Annotated in this window: 15 protein-coding genes and 1 pseudogene; 8 read left to right on the top strand and 8 right to left on the bottom strand. The window is 69.3% G+C overall.

The window, feature by feature from the left end:
• The first annotated feature begins 124 nt into the window (after positions 1-124).
• Positions 125-1,708 carry a serine/threonine-protein kinase gene (locus SK571_RS23300; protein WP_319986206.1) on the top strand — a complete coding sequence of 528 codons (1,584 nt, stop codon included), beginning with the start codon at positions 125-127 and terminating at the stop codon, positions 1,706-1,708.
• 27 nt (positions 1,709-1,735) lie between these two features.
• Here the strand turns inward: SK571_RS23300 and SK571_RS23295 are convergent, their stop codons facing one another.
• Positions 1,736-2,344 (bottom strand): CGNR zinc finger domain-containing protein, encoded by a 609-nt coding sequence (locus SK571_RS23295; RefSeq protein WP_319986205.1) that lies wholly within the window; start codon positions 2,342-2,344, stop codon positions 1,736-1,738.
• 82 nt (positions 2,345-2,426) lie between these two features.
• Here SK571_RS23295 and SK571_RS23290 point away from each other — a divergent pair, with 82 nt between their 5' ends.
• Positions 2,427-3,209: an MBL fold metallo-hydrolase gene (locus tag SK571_RS23290; RefSeq protein WP_319986204.1), complete on the top strand. Its 783-nt coding sequence runs from the start codon at positions 2,427-2,429 to the stop codon at positions 3,207-3,209.
• A gap of 34 nt (positions 3,210-3,243) precedes the next feature.
• Here the strand turns inward: SK571_RS23290 and SK571_RS23285 are convergent, their stop codons facing one another.
• The 3 genes from SK571_RS23285 to SK571_RS23275 all read right to left on the bottom strand — a co-directional run bounded on the left by SK571_RS23285 (position 3,244) and on the right by SK571_RS23275 (position 7,015).
• Positions 3,244-4,512: a glycoside hydrolase gene (locus SK571_RS23285; protein ID WP_319986203.1), complete on the bottom strand. Its 1,269-nt coding sequence runs from the start codon at positions 4,510-4,512 to the stop codon at positions 3,244-3,246.
• A 226-nt stretch (positions 4,513-4,738) separates the two neighbouring features.
• Positions 4,739-5,104, bottom strand: coding sequence for a hypothetical protein (locus tag SK571_RS23280; protein WP_319986202.1), 366 nt, complete (start codon positions 5,102-5,104; stop codon positions 4,739-4,741).
• 111 nt (positions 5,105-5,215) lie between these two features.
• Complete coding sequence (locus SK571_RS23275) at positions 5,216-7,015, bottom strand: ABC transporter ATP-binding protein (protein WP_319986201.1); 1,800 nt, start codon at positions 7,013-7,015, stop codon at positions 5,216-5,218.
• Between the two features lie 73 nt (positions 7,016-7,088).
• Between SK571_RS23275 and SK571_RS23270 the strand changes: the two genes are divergently transcribed.
• The 5 genes and pseudogenes from SK571_RS23270 to SK571_RS23250 all read left to right on the top strand — a co-directional run bounded on the left by SK571_RS23270 (position 7,089) and on the right by SK571_RS23250 (position 9,728).
• Positions 7,089-7,565: a S26 family signal peptidase gene (locus SK571_RS23270; RefSeq protein ID WP_319986200.1), complete on the top strand. Its 477-nt coding sequence runs from the start codon at positions 7,089-7,091 to the stop codon at positions 7,563-7,565.
• Positions 7,566-7,707: 142 nt separating this feature from the next.
• Entirely contained in the window at positions 7,708-8,379 is a 672-nt protein-coding gene (locus tag SK571_RS23265; protein WP_319986199.1) for a Type 1 glutamine amidotransferase-like domain-containing protein, read from the top strand.
• A 45-nt stretch (positions 8,380-8,424) separates the two neighbouring features.
• Entirely contained in the window at positions 8,425-8,886 is a 462-nt protein-coding gene (locus SK571_RS23260) for a hypothetical protein (protein WP_319986198.1), read from the top strand.
• A gap of 56 nt (positions 8,887-8,942) precedes the next feature.
• Positions 8,943-9,083: pseudogene (locus SK571_RS23255) on the top strand (helix-turn-helix domain-containing protein); the annotation flags it as partial.
• A gap of 75 nt (positions 9,084-9,158) precedes the next feature.
• Positions 9,159-9,728, top strand: coding sequence for an MmyB family transcriptional regulator (locus tag SK571_RS23250; RefSeq protein WP_319986320.1), 570 nt, complete (start codon positions 9,159-9,161; stop codon positions 9,726-9,728).
• 76 nt (positions 9,729-9,804) lie between these two features.
• On the opposite strand, the gene SK571_RS23245 is transcribed toward SK571_RS23250, so the two are convergent.
• The gene (locus tag SK571_RS23245; RefSeq protein WP_406602019.1) at positions 9,805-12,006 is read right to left on the bottom strand and encodes a rhamnogalacturonan lyase family protein; all 2,202 of its coding nucleotides are present in this window, start codon (positions 12,004-12,006) and stop codon (positions 9,805-9,807) included.
• Between the two features lie 435 nt (positions 12,007-12,441).
• Between SK571_RS23245 and SK571_RS23240 the strand changes: the two genes are divergently transcribed.
• Positions 12,442-13,863 (top strand): RICIN domain-containing protein, encoded by a 1,422-nt coding sequence (locus tag SK571_RS23240; protein WP_319986196.1) that lies wholly within the window; start codon positions 12,442-12,444, stop codon positions 13,861-13,863.
• Positions 13,864-13,883: 20 nt separating this feature from the next.
• Here SK571_RS23240 and SK571_RS23235 read toward each other — a convergent pair whose 3' ends face one another.
• The 3 genes from SK571_RS23235 to SK571_RS23225 all read right to left on the bottom strand — a co-directional run bounded on the left by SK571_RS23235 (position 13,884) and on the right by SK571_RS23225 (position 16,730).
• On the bottom strand, positions 13,884-15,152 hold the full coding sequence (locus tag SK571_RS23235; protein WP_319986195.1) for a DUF4241 domain-containing protein: 1,269 nt from the start codon (positions 15,150-15,152) through the stop codon (positions 13,884-13,886).
• A gap of 152 nt (positions 15,153-15,304) precedes the next feature.
• Positions 15,305-16,228 (bottom strand): NADP-dependent oxidoreductase, encoded by a 924-nt coding sequence (locus SK571_RS23230; RefSeq protein WP_319986194.1) that lies wholly within the window; start codon positions 16,226-16,228, stop codon positions 15,305-15,307.
• 106 nt (positions 16,229-16,334) lie between these two features.
• The gene (locus SK571_RS23225) at positions 16,335-16,730 is read right to left on the bottom strand and encodes a MerR family transcriptional regulator (protein WP_319986193.1); all 396 of its coding nucleotides are present in this window, start codon (positions 16,728-16,730) and stop codon (positions 16,335-16,337) included.
• Positions 16,731-16,745: the final 15 nt, after the last annotated feature.

The raw sequence follows: 16,745 nt of genomic DNA, 5'->3' as shown, positions 1-16,745 counted from the left end.
GGCCCAGGTTCGCCAGCGGGTGCCCTCTTTCGGGTGGTCGTGGCGTGACCGGTGAACATTCGGCTCTCCACCGGCTATCCCTCGTGCACTGAGGCGGACCACCTGTGCACATAGGACGGTTGACGTGCTGAAATGCGCTGATCACAGGTCTTCTGGAGCCGTTGCGCCGCCGCGGAAGCGCTGGCGCCTCGCCGTGGTGATGTCCGTGGTGGTGTCGGGCTGCACCGCCGGGCCGTTCGGACTCACGGCCCAGGGGCCGGCTGATGCGCTGCGTGCCCACGTGGCCGCACCACCTGAGAAGGCCGTCGTGCTGAACGCAGAACCAGGCGCGGAGTCGGCGATCGCCGTGAGCTCGGCCCTTTTCCGCAGCGCCCCCGTCGTGGTGGTGGCCGCGCAGACGGACCGTGCGGCCTCGGCCGGAGCGGGCACCCTCGCCGAGCGGCTGGGCGTGCCGGTGCTCCAGATCCCCGCCTCGAATGCGACTCCCGAGCAGGGGGTCGCGTCCGTGCGGGACGAGGTGGGGAGGCTGTCACCGCAGGTGGTGCTCGCCGTTGGCGCCGACGCGCGCCGTGAGGTCGAGGCGTGGTCCGGCAAGCCCAGGGTCGTCGGGATCGACGCACCGGCGGACGGTGCCACGATCACGGATCTGCCCGCCGGGGTGCCGGCCGTCGAGCCCGCCCAGCCGGTCGACTTGACGGTGCTGGCGGACACCAGCCGTGACGACGTCGCCGCGGTCGCCACGGCACGGGCCGCGGGCGCGCGAATCGTCGAGGTGCGCGGCGCCGATCCGAGGAGCGACCCGGCGGCGATCGACGCGTTGCGCGCGAAGCCGTCTGGTGCGCTGCTGGCGCTGGGCGAGGACTTCGGTCCACCGGAGCGGCTGCGCGGGCGGGTCGACACGGTGATCCGCGGCGGTCTGCTGCCTGGCGGCGGTCAGGTGCTCTTCCCCGGCAGGTTGCTCGTCTGCCTCTACGGCCATCCGGACGGGCCCGCGCTCGGTGCGCTCGGCGAGCAGGACCTCGAAGGTTCCATCGCACGCGCCAAGAAGCTGGCCGCCGAGTACGAGCCGCTCAGCGACGTTCCCGTCGTGCCGACCCTGGAGATCATCGCCACCGTCGCTCAGGGCTCCCCCGGCCCGGACGGCGACTACTCGGGCGAGACCGAGGTCGAGGCGTTGCGCCCGTGGGTGGAGAGGGCCGGGCAGGAGGGCGTGTACGTGATCCTGGACCTGCAACCGGGCAGGGCTCGGCTGGTGGACCAGGCCAGGCGGTACGCGCCGCTGCTGGAGATGCCCCACGTCGGGCTGGCTGTCGACCCCGAGTGGAAGCTCGGACCGGACCAGGTGCCGCTGCAGCAGATCGGCGGTGTCGACGCCTCGGAGATCAACGAGGTCTCGGCGTGGCTCGCCGAGCTGACCGCGGTGAAGCTCCTGCCGCAGAAGTTGCTCGTGGCGCACCAGTTCCAGCTGTCGATGATCCGGAACGAGCAGTCGCTCGACACCACCCGCGACGAGGTGCAACTGCTGATCCACATGGACGGGCAGGGCACGACGGGCCAGAAGGTGTCCACTTGGGACTCCGTTGTGGGAGCTCGGCCTGGTGACCTGCCGATGGGCTGGAAGAACTTCTACGACGAGGACGAACCGATGCTCACGCCGGAGCAGACCATGGCCTACGAACCGAAACCGTCGATGGTCTCCTACCAGTGACGCTGCCGCTGGTGATGTCGGCCCTGGTCAGTCCGTCCGGGGTTGGGTGCGGCGGGCGTAGGCGCGGGCGGCTCGTGCGCGGTCGCCGCAGCGGGTGGAGCACCACTGGCGGCGACCGTGGCGGAGCAGATAGCGGTTGCAGGGGCTGGACTGGCAGGCGGTGAGCCGTTCCGCGTCGAGACCCGTGAGCAGGTCGGCCGCATTTGCGGCAAGGGTCGCGAGGGCGTGGTCGACGATCTCGGTGGTGGGGTGGGGCGTCGCCCGGTAGGGACCGTTCTTCTCGTCCCAGTGCAGCAGCGGTGCCGTGGGGACCCTGGTCAGCGCGTCGTTGACCGCCGACAGGGCGGCGGGAAGCGCCGGCAGCCCGGCGACGCGGGCGTCGAACAAGGCCCTGATCTGTTCACGCAGCGAACGCAGCTGCGTGGCGCACATTTCCCGCATCCCGATGTCGACCGGCGCAAGGCCGTGTTCGGTCAGCCAGAGGTTCGTCTGCGCGGGAGTGCCGAGGAGGTCCAGCACGCGCCCGCCCGGCAGTGCGATGGCGCTGTTGGCCAGAGCGAGCGACGAGTACTGCTCCTCGCCCGGCACCGGCGGCCAGGTGACTTCTGCCGTCATGCTCTCGTCCACAGACCTCATGGTACGGCTTGCAACAGTCCGTGAGAATCACTACCGTCAGACTCACGGATACCGCACAACCGAACCGTGAGGAACCCTTCTCGTGACTTCCGCTCCCCTGGCCGCTGACCAGTTCCCCGTCCACGTCTTCGGCGGCCCGACCGCCCTCTTCGAGTACGGCGGCCTGCGGTTCCTGACCGATCCGACCTTCGACGGACCGGGCGACTACCCGGCCGGCGGGGGCGCGGTCCTGACCAAGACCGGGCACTCCCAGATCACGCCCGCCGACCTGGGCCGCGTCGACGTGGTACTGCTCTCCCACGACGAGCACGCCGACAACCTGGACAACGCCGGGCGCGCCCTGCTCGCCGACGTCCCGCTCACACTCAGCACTCCCGGTGCCGAGCAGCGCCTCGGGGACAGGACCAAGGGGCTGGCCGACTGGGAGTCCGTCCAGCTGGACCGCCCTGACGGCGGCACGGTGATCGTGACCGGTGTGCCCGCCGTCCACGGTCCCGGCAGCCGCGAGGACATCGAACCGTTCACCGGCCAGGTCGTCGGTTTCGTCCTGACCGGGGACGGCCTGCCGACGGTCTACGTCAGCGGTGACAACGCCTCGCTCGACGCCGTCGAGCAGGTCGCCGGGCGATTCGGCCCGATCGACACCGCCGTGCTCTTCGCAGGCGCCCCGCGCTTCGCCGGCCTCTTCGACGGCCAGCCGCTCGTCCTGGACAGCGCCCAGGCCGCGGAGGCCACCAAGATCCTCCGCGCTCGCCGGGTGGTTCCGGTCCACTACGAGGGCTGGGCCCACTTCACCGAGGGCCGCGACGAGCTCACCGCCGCCTTCGCCGCCGCGGGGCTCTCCGACCGTCTGCAGTGGAACTGAGCGAACCGAACGCGAGACGGGGACCGTTCCCGCCTCAGTTCAGGACGAACGTCCTGATGCTGCGGGCAGGCAGCTGAGCGTTGAACGATCCGTTCGACATGGTGAAGTCGTTGTAGTGCGCGAGAGTCGCACTTGCGCTCGTCAGCCAGGTCGAGATCGTCGCGGAACCGGTGTCCCGGATGGTGAACACGTGGTCCACCGGCGATGTGTTCTTGTTGACGGCGACGATCACGATCCTGGACCCGCTCTTGAACGCCGAGATGTAGACGTTCGACTGCGGGTTCGCGGTCGCGGTGATCCGCGAGTAGCCGGGGCGGACCCACTTCGAGAAGTGCGCCATGTTGGCGCCGCGCTTGCTGATCTGCCCGTCCTCGCGCATCGGACCGTAGGAGCGGCGGATGTACCACCACACGTAGGTCTGGAACCGGCCGTCCACCAGCGCGCGGTGGATGTGCTCGCCCACGTCGAGCGCCTGCGGCCACAGGTCGGCGGAGTCGCTGCTGTTGGGGTGGTAGACCTCGGTCATCCACAGCTCCTTGCCGTTGCCCTTCTGCCGGAAGAGCGGGTACGGGAAGTCTGCGGACTGGGTGCCGTAGAGGTGCGCACCGATGATGTCCACGTTCGCCAGCGCGGCGGGGTCGTTGAGGATGGGGTCGGAGAGGTTCTTGCGGTACTGGAACGACTCGGGGGCGATCACCCTGGTGTTGATCGCGCCTGCGTTCTCGCGCAGGAACCTGACGATCTCGGCCGAGGTCCACGCCGTCCATTCCTGGGCGTAGTCCGGCTCGTTCTGGACCGAGATGCCGTACAGGTTCACCCCGTTGTTCGCCATGAACGCGGAGAAGTCGTTCAGGTGCTGCGCATAGGCGCCGTAAGAGGCGTAACGCAGCCGCTTGCCACCGGAGAAGGCCTCGGTCATCGAGGCAGGCGGGTTCCACGGCGAGGCGATGACCTTGGCCCCGAGTTCGACCGCACGCCTGGCCGTGGCGACCTCGCGACTCCAGTTGGCTCGGTCCTCGTGGACCGGAATGCGCAACACGGTGAATCCGAGCTGCCCCGCACCGTTGCCGAACGCCGTTTCCCGCTGAGCGGCAGTGAGATCGCTGATCCAGACGGTGTGGTTCATACCGCCGAAACCCAGGATCGTCTGCTGCACGTTCGACGGCTCGACGACCACCGAGGTGGCGGCCGCGGCAGGTGTCCCCACCGCCAGCACCGGTAGCGCGGCGCCGGCCGCCAGCAACGTCCGCCGGCGCAACGGCTGCGAATCCGCGATCTCGGACTGGTCTCGACGTGCTGTCATGGCATCTCCACGAAGTTGGTCTCGAGCAGGGTTGAGACAACTCAGATGTCCGACCGATGGGCAGCGTGGTCTGAATGAGACGCCTGATCCCAATTCCCCGTCGGCTGCAGGCGTGGGTCGAACATTCCGGGAGCGCTCCCAGTGATCAGTCCTAACAGTGCTCGTGCCTCACGGTCAAGAACTGACAATCGAACGCATCGAATGGTCCGCGATGCGGCAGCCTTGCTCAGAAGGCGTACCGGACCCGCAGGTACGGGGCACGTGTCTCGACCAGTGCGAGGAAGGAGTCGAGAAGTTCCCGCTTCAGTCCCCGCCGGTACCGAATGTTGAGCCCGCCGCCCTCGCTGCGTTTGGCCTCCTGCAGCTCGGGGCGCCACAGGAGGTCCTCGGCCCGCGGGTGCCAGCGCAGGTTGACCTCGTGCAGCGGCCGGTTGTGGGTCAGCATGACGACTTCGGCGGCCAGCTGCTCGCGAGTGGCGGCGGAGGCCGCGTCCCCGAGCGACTCGAGCAGGTACCGCCAGTCCTCGAGCCGATCCGCGTCGGGCTCAGCAACGGTGTCGAGGTGCTCACTCCTCCAGTGTCCACACGACACCGACAAAACCACCGCTGACGCATCCGCTCGACCCGTTTCCCGCGGGAACCCGTGGCGCAGCTCACCAAAGGCTCGTGGGTTCGTACCCGTTGATCAGTCCGCGAGGACCGATCAACGAGTACCGACCGCCTCGTCGAGGAAGCCGCCGGACTGGTGGCGCCACAGCTTCGCGTACGTCCCGTCGACGTCGAGCAGTTCCGCGTGCGTGCCCTGTTCGACGATCCGGCCCCGGTCGAGCACGATCAGCCGGTCCATCCGCACGACCGTGCTCAGCCGGTGCGCCACGACGATCGCGGTGCGGCCCTCCATGAGCCGCCACAGCGCCTCTTGGACCAGCACCTCGCTCTCCGAGTCCAGCGCGCTGGTCGCCTCGTCCAGCAGCAGGATCGGCGCGTCACGCAGGATGGCGCGGGCCAGCGCGACCCGTTGCCGCTGTCCGCCGGACAGTTTGATGCCGCGTTCGCCGACCATCGTGTCGAACCCGTCTGGCAGCGCGTCCACGAACTCCGTCACGTGCGCGGCATGCGCGGCGCGGTGGATCTCGGCGTCGGTCGCGCCTGGCCGTGCGAACGCGATGTTCTCGCGCAGCGTCCGGTGGAACATGGCCGGGTCCTGGGGCACGTACCCGATCAGGCCGCGCAGGTCGGCCTGACTCAGGCGGGCGATGTCCTGGCCGCCGATGAGGACGCGGCCCCGATCGACGTCCATCAGCCGCAGGAGCAGCCGGGTGAGCGTGGTCTTGCCGCCGCCGGAGCGGCCGACGAGCCCTATCCGCGTGCCCGCCGGGATGTCCAGGTCGAGCCCGTCGAACAGCGGCTCGCCGCCGCCGTGCGTGAACACGACGTTCTCGAACTGGACCCGGGAGTCCTTCACGCGCAACGGTTCCGGGTGCTTCGGGTCGAGCACGGTCGGCGGGTCGAGCAGCAGTTCGGTGAACTGAGCCGCCTCGGTGAGCGCACTCTCCACCTGCCGGTAGATCTGGTTGAACTCGAACATGATCCGCGTCGCGTTCCCGAAGTAGGCGAACGTCACCACGATCGCCTCCACGCCGAGCCCATCGCTGACCCCGATCGCGACCACGAGGCCGAGCACGTTGGTGAGCACGGACAGCGGCGCGATCACGGTGTCGATGCGCAGGTTGTTGTAGTCCCACGACCGCAGTGCCAGCGTTCGCTGCTTGGCGGCACGGGTCCGGTGCTCCGCGCCCTCGCGCCGCTCGGCGGCGAACGCCCGCACCGTCTCCATGTTCGTGAGCGTGTCCGAGACGTGGCCGGACACCTGGGCGATGGCGGCCTCGCGCTGGTCGACGAGCCGCTGGCGGTGGCGGATGAGCGGCGCGACCACACATCCCGTGACCAGGATCAGGCCGATCAGCACCGCGACGAGCACCGGGTTGTAGCTCCACAGCACGACGCAGGCGAAACCCAGCGGGATGAGGTTGGCGAAGATCTTGAACGCCAGCGTGTCCACGAAGTCCTCGAAGCGGAACGCGAAGCTCAGCACCCGTTTGGTGAGCGACCCGGCGAAGTTGTCGTGGAAGAACGCCGCGTCCTTCGCCAGCAGCTCGTCCATCGCGAGGGCGGACAGGTTCTCGATCCCGCGGCCGTCCACGCGGTTGAGGCAGTGCAAGCCGATGCGCCACAACAGTTCCGAGAGCAGCATGAAACCGCCGAAGGCCAGCACGTACGGCAGGACGGTACCGAGACCTGTGTCACCACCACCCGCGAGCTTTCCCACGAGCCCGCCCACCGCCAACGGCGCGAGGTAGAGCTGGCACGTGACGCCCAGCGCGGGCAACACGAGTGCGCCCGCGGTGTTGAACCCGTGGCGCCGCAATTCCTTTCCGTACAAGCGCAGAGCGAGCGGCACCGCGTTCTTGCGGACAGGCCTTTCCGATTCTGGCACGACCATCCGACCCCCTCCGGACCCCCGACTTCCTCATGCTGCCGCAGAGGGCCGGGTGGCAGCGATCGAATATCGCCGCGTGGACGCGGTCGGCGGAGCCGGGATGCACGACGGTTCGGACACCACGCCCCGTCTCTGTCGACGAGCGATCGAAAATGCGTTGTGCAGGTCCGGCCTGCGGTCGAAGCTGCAGCGCGTGGGGATGTTGGATGTCGTTGCGGCTCGGGTAGCGCGTGGCGAAAAGGTGCAGTTCCGCCCGGCCGGCTCGTCAATGGTGCCGTTGATCCGCAGCCGCCAGTTGGTGACCGTCGCTCCGGTTGACCCGGCCAAGCTCGACGTGGACGACATCGTGCTGGTGCGGGTCGCTGGAACCGTTTACCTCCACCGGGTGACCGCGATCGCCGGGCAGCGGGTGCAGATCGGGAACAACCGCGGTCGGATCAACGGCTGGACCACCAGGGACCGCGTCTTCGGACTCTGCGTGGACGTGGACGGCGTCCCGCGCAAGAACGTCGAAGGCAAGATCGTTCACAGCGACCCGGCCGAGAACGCCTGACTCATTTCCCGCTGCCGATGTAGGTGCGGGCGGGGGTCGCAACGGCGATGAGTTTCGCTGCGGCGTCCGGTCTGTCTTCCTGCACACCCGTTTTCATGGCTCTCCGGCAGAGCGTCATGACGGCTACCTACAGGAGGCAAGCGTGAGGCTTCTTCTCACGTCCGCAGGCGTCACGAACCCGAGCATCCGCGCTGCGTTGGCCGACCTGCTGGGCAGGCCGATCGCCGACTCCAGCGCTCTGAGCATTCCTACGGCGACGTACGGCAGCCCTTACGGCGGGCCGGCCTCGGCCTGGCAGTTCATCACCGGCCAGACGCCACTGCCCATGTGCGACCTGGGGTGGAAGTCGCTGGGAGTCCTGGAGCTGACAGCGTTGCCCAGCATCGGCGAGGAGCGGTGGGTCCCCTGGGTGCGGGAGGCTGACGTCCTGCTGGTGGCCGGCGGTGATGCGCTGTACCTGTGCCACTGGATGCGGCAGTCCGGGCTGGCGGACCTCCTGCCTTCGCTGCAGGACACCGTCTGGGTGGGGCTGAGTGCGGGGAGCATGGTGATGACCCCCCGGATCGGTGACGACTTCGTCGAGTGGACGTCACCCGACGGGGGCGACAGCACCCTCGGGGTCGTCGATTTCTCGATCTTCCCGCACCTGGGTCTCGTGCCGGACAACACCATGGCCGCTGCCCGGAGATGGGCAGCCGAGATCGCGGGTCCGGCGTACGCGATCGACGACCAGACGGCCATCAAGGTGGCCGACGGCACCGTCGAGGTCGTCTCCGAGGGGCACTGGGAGCTGTTTCCTCATGGCCAACAGTGATCGGCGTTGCCACGCGCGCGCCGGGCGGGCTGGTTGGATGACGCCGTGCACTACAACGAGGTGGAGCAGGCCGTCCGCGAACTGGTCGCGGCCGCCGACGACGAGAAGCGCCACCGGTTCGGCGCGGAGACCGTGGTCCGGCTGACCGCGGGCAGCGACCTCGCGGACGCGGCGGAGGCCGAGTTCGACGACGACGCCCAGCAGGCGTTCGAACAGGCGCGCACGGACCCGGCGGGCAGCACGCCCGCTCGGCTGCGCGCGTTGCTGGACACGATCGACAAGGGCACGCTGTCCGACGGCGACATGGAACCGCAGGTGCTGTGGGCGCTCGAGGCCCTGGAGCACTGGTCGAGCTTCCTCGTCGACCGCGACCCCGAGTTCGTCGTGCAGCTGGCGATCCGGTCGCTGGAAGCGGTGGACTACGAGGTCTCCGCACGCCTGGACGACTTCCTCGCGTCCCCGGAGATGGCAGCCGAGTTCGACCGGATCGGCAGGCACCTGCACTAGACGAGCCGGCTCCGGCCTGGTGGCGACACGCGTCCGCACGCGGACGGCGGGCGGCGGGACTGCGGCGTGAAGAGCTGGCCGACCTCGCCGGGCTGTCGGTCGACTACGTCGTGCGCCTCGAGCAGGGGCGGGCGACGACCCCCTCGGCGTCGGTGGTGGCGTCCCCGGCGCGTGCCCTGCGGCTGTCCACCGCGGAGCGGGACCACCTGTACCGGCTCGCTCAGCTCGGCGCACCGACGACGGGCTTGATCTCCGACCACCTGCCACCCGGCGTGCAGCGGGTGCTCGCCCGCCTCGGAGACACGGCGGCCTCCGTGTTCGCGGCGGACTGGCAACTGGTGTGGTGGAACCGCGGGTGGGCGGCCCTGCTCGGTGATCCCGCCCTGTCGCCGGCCGGGCTGCGCAACTTCGCGCGGGACAGGTTCCCGTTGGACGGCAGCGCCCCTCACCTCGCGCGGTGGCCGGTCAGCGAGACCGGCCGCGACGCCACCGATGCCGCGGTCGTCTCCGACCTGCGCCGCGCCACCGGCCGCCACCCGCAGGACCGCCGCCTGGCGGCGCTCGTCGGCGAACTGAACGCCGCCAACAGCAGGTTCGCCGCGCTGTGGGCGACCGGAGAGGTCGGCGCGCACCGCGAGGACCGCAAGACGATCCACCACCCGTCGGTGGGCCCGGTCGCGGTGGACTGGGACGTCCTGTCCGAAGGCGACTCCGAGCTCAAGATCGTCATCATGACGGCCGCGCCCGGCAGCGAGGACGAGACCAAACTCCGGCTCGCCGCCATCGCCGGCCACCGCGCAGTCCGGTGGAGCGACCAGGTGAGGGCCGGTTCGGGAGCGTGAACCCCGCGAACCGGCCCCTGTTCGAGCCGAGTCAGATCAACACGGCGGATGAGGACTTCAGCGATCTACGCACTGGTCATTTCGCGTAGTGGACGTCCGGCCACGGCGGGGTGACCATGCCGCCGCCGATGTGGAAGCTCGGGTGCGGTGGCTGGTTGTAGGCGGTGTTCTGCCAGGCGATCGCGACCCGGTACATCGGGTCGTGCATCAGCGTCGGGATGCGGCGGTCGGTCTGGTTCGGCGTGCTGTAGATGCGCAGCGCCCGGTTGTCGCTGGTCGGCCAGATGACTTCCTCGCGCCAGTCGCCGAGGATGTCGCCGGACAGCGAGGGGGTGGACTTGGTGCCGTTGTTGGAGTGCACGTTCGCTCCGGTGAGCAGGCGGGTGTCGCCACCGGTGCCGTACTTGTCGATGTGGGTGCCGTCGAGCAGTTCGCGGGTGGGGTCGCCGTCCCACCAGATCAGGAAGTTCGCCGACGACGGCTTGCGGCCGATCGTCTGGCCCTGGGTGTTGCGAATCTGGCTGTCCGCACTCGACCACGACTCGGCGCCGGGGCTGCCGGCGTGGACGTCACCCGACACACCACGGCCGTTGTCGCCCGCCGGCGCGGTCCGCCAGAGGACCTGACCGGTGCGCGCGTCGGCGAACCACGTACCGGGCTGGCTGCCGTTCTCGGACACCTTGTAGTACTCCAGGCCAGGCCGTGACGGGTCGAGATCACCCAGGTGGGCCGCGTCACCGTGACCGAAGCGGGTGTTCCACAGACCACGGCCGTTGTCGTCCACGACCGCCGCGCCGTAGACGATCTCGTCGCGGCCGTCGGCGTCCACGTCACCGATGGTCAGCGAGTGGTTGCCTTGTCCCGCATAGGTTCCGTTGCCCGAGGCGTTCGAGTCGAACGTCCACCGCCTCACCAGCCGGCCGTCGCGGAAGTCCCACGCCGCGATCACCGCGCGGGTGTAGTAACCGCGAGCCATGATCAGCGACGGACGAGCACCGTCGAGGTAGGCGGTGCCCGCGAGGAACCGGTCGACGCGGTTGCCGTAGCTGTCTCCCCACGACGCCACGTTCCCGCGTGGCGGGTCGTAGTTCACAGTGGACAGCGCGGCACCGGTGAGGCCGCTGAACATCGTCAGGAACTCCGGGCCGGCCAGCACGTAGCCGTCGCCGTTGCGGTGGTCGGCCGAGGCGTTGCCGATGACCGTTCCCCGGCCGTCGCGGGTGCCGTCGGCGGTCTTCATCGCGATCTCGGCACGGCCGTCACCGTCGTAGTCGTAGACCTGGAACTGGGTGTAGTGCGCGCCGGAGCGGATGTTGCGGCCGAGGTCGATGCGCCACAACCGGGTGCCGTCAAGACGGTAGGCGTCGATGAAGGTGTTGTCGGTGACACCGGCCTGCGCGTTGTCCTTGGCGTTGTTCGGATACCACTTCAGGAAGACCTCGTACTGCCCGTCGCCGTCCGCGTCGCCCACACTCGCGTCGTTCGCGGTGTACGCGCTGCCCGGCGGCGAGATCGGAACGTCGAGATAGCCCGCCGCGAACGACAACGACGCCGCGGAAGCCGGCTGCTCGGCACCGTTGACCACCGCTCGCACGGTGTACGACGCACCGGAGGGGCCACCGGAGTCGAGGTAGTTCGTGGACGCCGTGACCGGTGCCGAGTTGAGCTTCGCCCCACCCCGGTAGACGTTGAACCCGGTGTCCCGCGCGTCCCCGGCGAGCAACCGCCAGCTGACCAGGTTCCCACTGCCCGACCGCACGCTGACCACACCGCGGTCCAGCCGCTCGACCTGCTTGCGCCCGGCCGGATCACCTGGGCCTGGCCCCGGCCCCTGGCTCGTGGTGGTCGTAGTGGTGGGTGCTGCACCGCCGTTGCACAGGACTCCGTTGAGCGTGAACGCCTCCGGTTCACCGACCTCGGAACCGGACACCGTTCCGTTGAAACCGAACGACACGTTCCCACCGGTCGGGATCACCCTGTTCCAGTCTACATTGGACGCCACCACGTCCGCACCGGACGGCGCGAACGTGGCGTTCCAGCCCTCACCGAAACGCTCAGAACCCGGAAATGTCCACGCAAGCCTCCACCCGTCTACCGGATCACCAAGATTCTTGATCGTGACGTTGGCGGAGAACCCGCCTTGCCACTTGTTCTGCACCAGGTAGTCGACCTCGCAGCCGGGGGCGGCCGCAGCCATCCCCGCGGCCGCGAAGCCACCTGCAACCACGCAGAGCGCCGTTCCCACAGCGAGTGCGCGCGCGCCAACATTGCTGAGCACCATTGCTCCTTTTGTCTGATTTCTGGGAACGCTCCCAGAGATGCCGCGCATCCATGACAGCACCGGACACCAGGACCGGTCAATGGTTGAAACGTTTCATTTCGAGGCGGACGGTAAGCGCTTTCCACCTTGCAGCGCACCAAACAGATCTTCGTCGTCGCACCTCGGAGGGCGTACGGCACACGGCCAGGGCGAGAACCTGCTCGGCCCGTTCTGGGCGCGAAGCCCGCCGAGCCCCCGCCTTCACTGTCGAACGCTTCGACGGTTCGAAAGACAGCAGTGGACGATTGACGAGGTGTCCGCGATCCTCATCCAGGCAGCGCGCATGGCACGGCGATTGGACATCTCATGACAGTGATCATGGCGCACGACCGTCATCAGCCACGGCCATCGCGGAAGAACCGGTCGTCGCGTCGATCGCTGACCGCCCTTGCGGTGGCCGCACTCACCGCATCGCTGAGCCTCGTCGGCACCACACCCCGGGCCGATGCCGCCACCAGCCAGTTCCGCGGCGTGAACTGGGCCGTGCTGGGCGACAACTTCAGCACCACCGCCCTCGTCGTGCAGGGCCTGAGCAAGTCCGACAGCAACGCCACCGTGCGGGCCAAGGCCAACGCCCTCTACGACGACATGGCCTCCACCTTGGGAATCAACACGGTCCGGTTGCCCGTCAACACCCACACCGTGGCCGACACGACCTGGTGGAACGCCTACCGGGGCGCCATCGACGCCGCCACCGAACGCGGGTTCAAGGTCATCCTCGCCTATTGGGAGGACGGCGCCGCGGCCAACGGCAGAATCACGAACATGGCCGCGTGGAACAGCATGTGGTCCAGCGTGACCAACACCTACGGCTCGAACGGCAACGTCTACTTCGAGCCGATGAACGAGCCGGTCGGCTACAGCTCGGCGGACTGGCGCAACGTCGCCGCGAACTGGCTCAGCCACCACACCTCGGCGGTGCCTTCCCGGGTGCTCATCGGCGGCATCGGCTACAGCCAGGATCTGCGGGACGTCTGCAACGACAGCCGCTTCAACTCGACACTGCTGTCCTTCCACCACTACGCCTTCTTCTACGACGCGATGACGTACGACCAGTTCCGCAGCCACATCCAGACGCGGCTGGGCAACTGCGCCTCCCGCGCGGTCGCCACCGAGTTCGGCGCGCCCATGTCCACCGGCCTCGACTACAGCGACGCGAACAGCACCAACAATTTCGTGCGCCACATCCGCGCCATGGCCCAGGTCATGCGCGACAACAGGATGGGCGGCACCTACTGGCCGGCCATCGGCGGCAAGCCCGGGAACATCGGCTACGACCACTACTCGATGTACTCCCTGAGCGGCAGCGGCACCAACCTCGACCTGACCATCCGCAACGCCTCCGGCGCCGACCGGCTCCGGTACGCCTGGGGCGACGGCACGAACCCGCCCGTGGCGACGTTCCACCGGATCACCGCGCGCCACAGCGGCAAGGCCATGGACGTCCAGCAGCCGAACACCGACAACGGCGCGCGTGTCGGCCAGTACACCTACAACGGCAACGCCTGGCAGCAGTGGGAGTTCCGGGACGCCGGCAGCGGCTACTGGCACATCGTCAGCCGGCACAGCGGCAAGTGCCTCGACGTCGCGAGCGCGTCCACCAGCGACGGCGCCGAACTCATCCAGTACACCTGCGGCAGCGGCGGCAACCAGCAGTTCCAGATGGTCGCCAACGGCAGCTACTTCCAGCTGCGGGCTCGGCACAGCGCCAAGTGCGTCGACGTGCCGGCCGCTTCCACTGTGGACGGTGCGATTCTCAAGCAGTACGCCTGCAACACCGGCACCAACCAGCAGTGGTCACGCGCGCCCGTCTGACGGGTCATGCCAGACGTGAATCAGACGGGCTCAGCGCCGGCCAGCTCCGGCACGCGGAAGTCGAGGACGAAACAGCCGATGGCGCCGTCCCCGGTGCGTCCGATCCACACGGGGTACGAGCCGTCGCTCCACCCCGGCACGATGACCAGGTCAGTGCCGGTCTTCGGATCGGCAAGCCGGTGGAAGACGGCCTCCCCGGCCGTGGCGGCGTCGATGTCGGCCTGCTGGAACGCCTTGACGCCGGCCTGATCGACCAAGGCGAGCGTGGCGGTGTCCACCGGGTTGCCGAAGAACTCGCCGTCGCCCAGGTCCAGTTCGTGCCGGCCTTCGAGCAACGCGAGGTCCCACGACGTGACAGGCGCGTCCTTCACGGTCACCCGGCAGGCGACCGTCCAGGCCGACTTCCCGTCCTCCGCCAGCTCGAACACGTCCACCGGGTACTCACCGGGCGAGACAGTCGCGGTCAGCGGTTCGGGGTCGGTGTGGAGCCAGCCGGGGTCCGCGACGAGCAACTTGCCGCTGGGCAACCTGATCGTGCCCGCCGGGACCCGCTTGATGGTCTGGACACGACCGTTCTGCGTGCGGAAGCGCGAGCCGTCGGTGACGACTTTCTCGATGTGACGGGGGCGCAGCGGGTGCGGCGGGCGCCACGGGAACGTGGCGGGGACGACGTCGGGGCCGGGGCGGACGGTCACCGGGCCGGTCATTCCCGCGAGCGCGGGCCAGCCGTCTGATGCGGGTACGGCGACGTCGTCCGGTGGACGCGTCGGTTCCGGCCAGTTCTGCCAGTCGCGCCAGGTGTCGAGCTTGCCGCCGCTGGACAGTTCCGCCGAGACCGCGACCTGCTCGACCGTCGCGGTCACGGTGCGGTGGACGCGGGCCCGGAACGTCGGGTTCTCGCCGGCGAACTCAGGGGTGTCCTGCTCGCCGTAGCGCCAGCCGCGGACCTCGAACAGTCGCAACCGCCCGTCCGGCCAACGGCGGTAGGCGACGCCCCGGTAGCGGCGGCCGGACTCGTCGATGTGCCACACCTCGGCGTGGCGGGCCGACCAGCACACCTCGACGACTGCCCGGGCCACCCCGCCGACGAACAGGACCGCGGCGTACTGGTCGCCTGCCGCGTCCCGCGCGCGTGCGACCGCCTCGGACATCGGCGAGGCCGCGGAGCGCGTGGCGGGGTCCCATCCCGCGCAGTGCACGACCTCGACCGGCTCGTCCGTCTGGGCAGGCGCGGGCACCGACTCCCAGCTGTGCGGATCATGCGGCCGCGGACCGCGGGAGGTCCGCATCGCCTGCACCCCCAGTGCCACCACCGACGCGGCAACGGTGCCGCCTAGGAGCAGCGATCTTCGCGAAAGACGCGTCGGTGTCCTGTACTTGTCCCCCGCAGTCACGGGTCGCAATGCTACTTGCGTCCGAGGAGCAGGCAGCCGGGCACTTCTCATGCCACCTTGATGACGACCTTGCCCGAAGCGTGACCGTTCTCGACCGCGGCGAGGGCGGCCAGGGCGTCGGAGAACGGGTGGACCGCGGTGATCACCGGTGCGAGGACTCCGTCGAGGGCCAGCCTGGCGGACCGCTCCAGGTTCTCGCGGTCGAGGCGACGCTCGACGAAACGCCCACCGAGATCGGACACGGATGAGTCACCCACGGCGATGACGTTGCGGGTATCCCGGGCCAGCGGGGCGACCGCTCGCAGCGAGGTGCCGCCGACCAGGTCGACGATCCCGTCGAAACCGTCCGGAACCAGCTCGCCCGCCGCGGCGACGACGTCCCCGGCGGTGTAGTCGATGAACCGCACCCCGATGGCCTCGGCGGCCTCGCGCTTGGCGGTGCTCCCGGTGCCGATCACCCGCAGCTCGCGCCCGGCGGCCAGCCGGGCGACGGCGAGGCCGACCCCTCCCCCGACCCCGTTGACCAGGACCGTGGCACCGGCCGGGAGGCCGAGCTGGTCGAGTGCGTCCACCGCGGTCGTCCCGGCCACCGGCAGCGTTGCCGCCACGGCCGCGGACAGACCCGCCGGGATGCGCGCGGTGTTCGGCGCGGACAGCACCGTCGTCTCGGCGTAGGTGCCGCCACCGGTGAGCGCGAAGCCGAAGACCGCGTCCCCCACCTCCAGCCCGTCGACGTCCTCCCCCAGGGCGAGAACGGTTCCGGCTGCCTCCATGCCCAGCACGCGGGGAAACGGACGCCCGCCGTCGAGGCCGTCGACCAGACCCGAGCGCACGATGTGGTCAAGGGGATTCACGCCGGCGACGTCGACCCGGATCAGCACCTCGCCTCGACCGGGAACGGGGTCGGGACGATCGAAGAACTCCTGCACCTCGGGCCCGCCATACCTGCCGAAACCCCACGCCTGCCCCATCTTCTGCCGCCTCTCGGGTGACCGGCCCGGTGGTTCCGGGCTCTGCGGCCATCCTCACCGTTGACACCGATGTGAGGGGCAACCGGCTGAGGTGCAGATCACAGCGTCAGGCCGGCTGTGCCACCGGTTCCGGGGTCGCGGACAGCTCCGCCCGGTGCCGGCTGTTGGCCCTGATCACCACGTCGAGCGCATCCCGGGTCTCGACCAGGTGCGCGATCTCGGCGTCGATCCGGTCGCGCTCGCGCATCATCGCCGTGAACGTCTCCTCGGCGACGCCGAGGTCGTCCGGGAGGTCCACGCACGGCAGCAAAGTCGCGATCACCCGGCTGGACAGACCCGCGTCAAACAACTGCCGGATGAGCGACACGCGCTGGACCGTGGCATCGGAATAGTGACGCTGCCCCGCGCCGGAGCGTGAGCTGGCCAGCAGGCCCTGCTCTTCGTAGTACCGCAATGAGCGCGGACTCACGCCCGTGCGCTTGGACAGCTCGCCGATCCGCATCCCGGAAAGCCTACG

It is taken from the genome of Lentzea kristufekii, assembly GCF_033949925.1.
In the GTDB taxonomy this organism is placed as follows: domain Bacteria; phylum Actinomycetota; class Actinomycetes; order Mycobacteriales; family Pseudonocardiaceae; genus Lentzea; species Lentzea kristufekii.
Note: the sequence above shows the minus strand (reverse complement) of the source record. Positions and strands in the feature narration are given on the sequence as shown.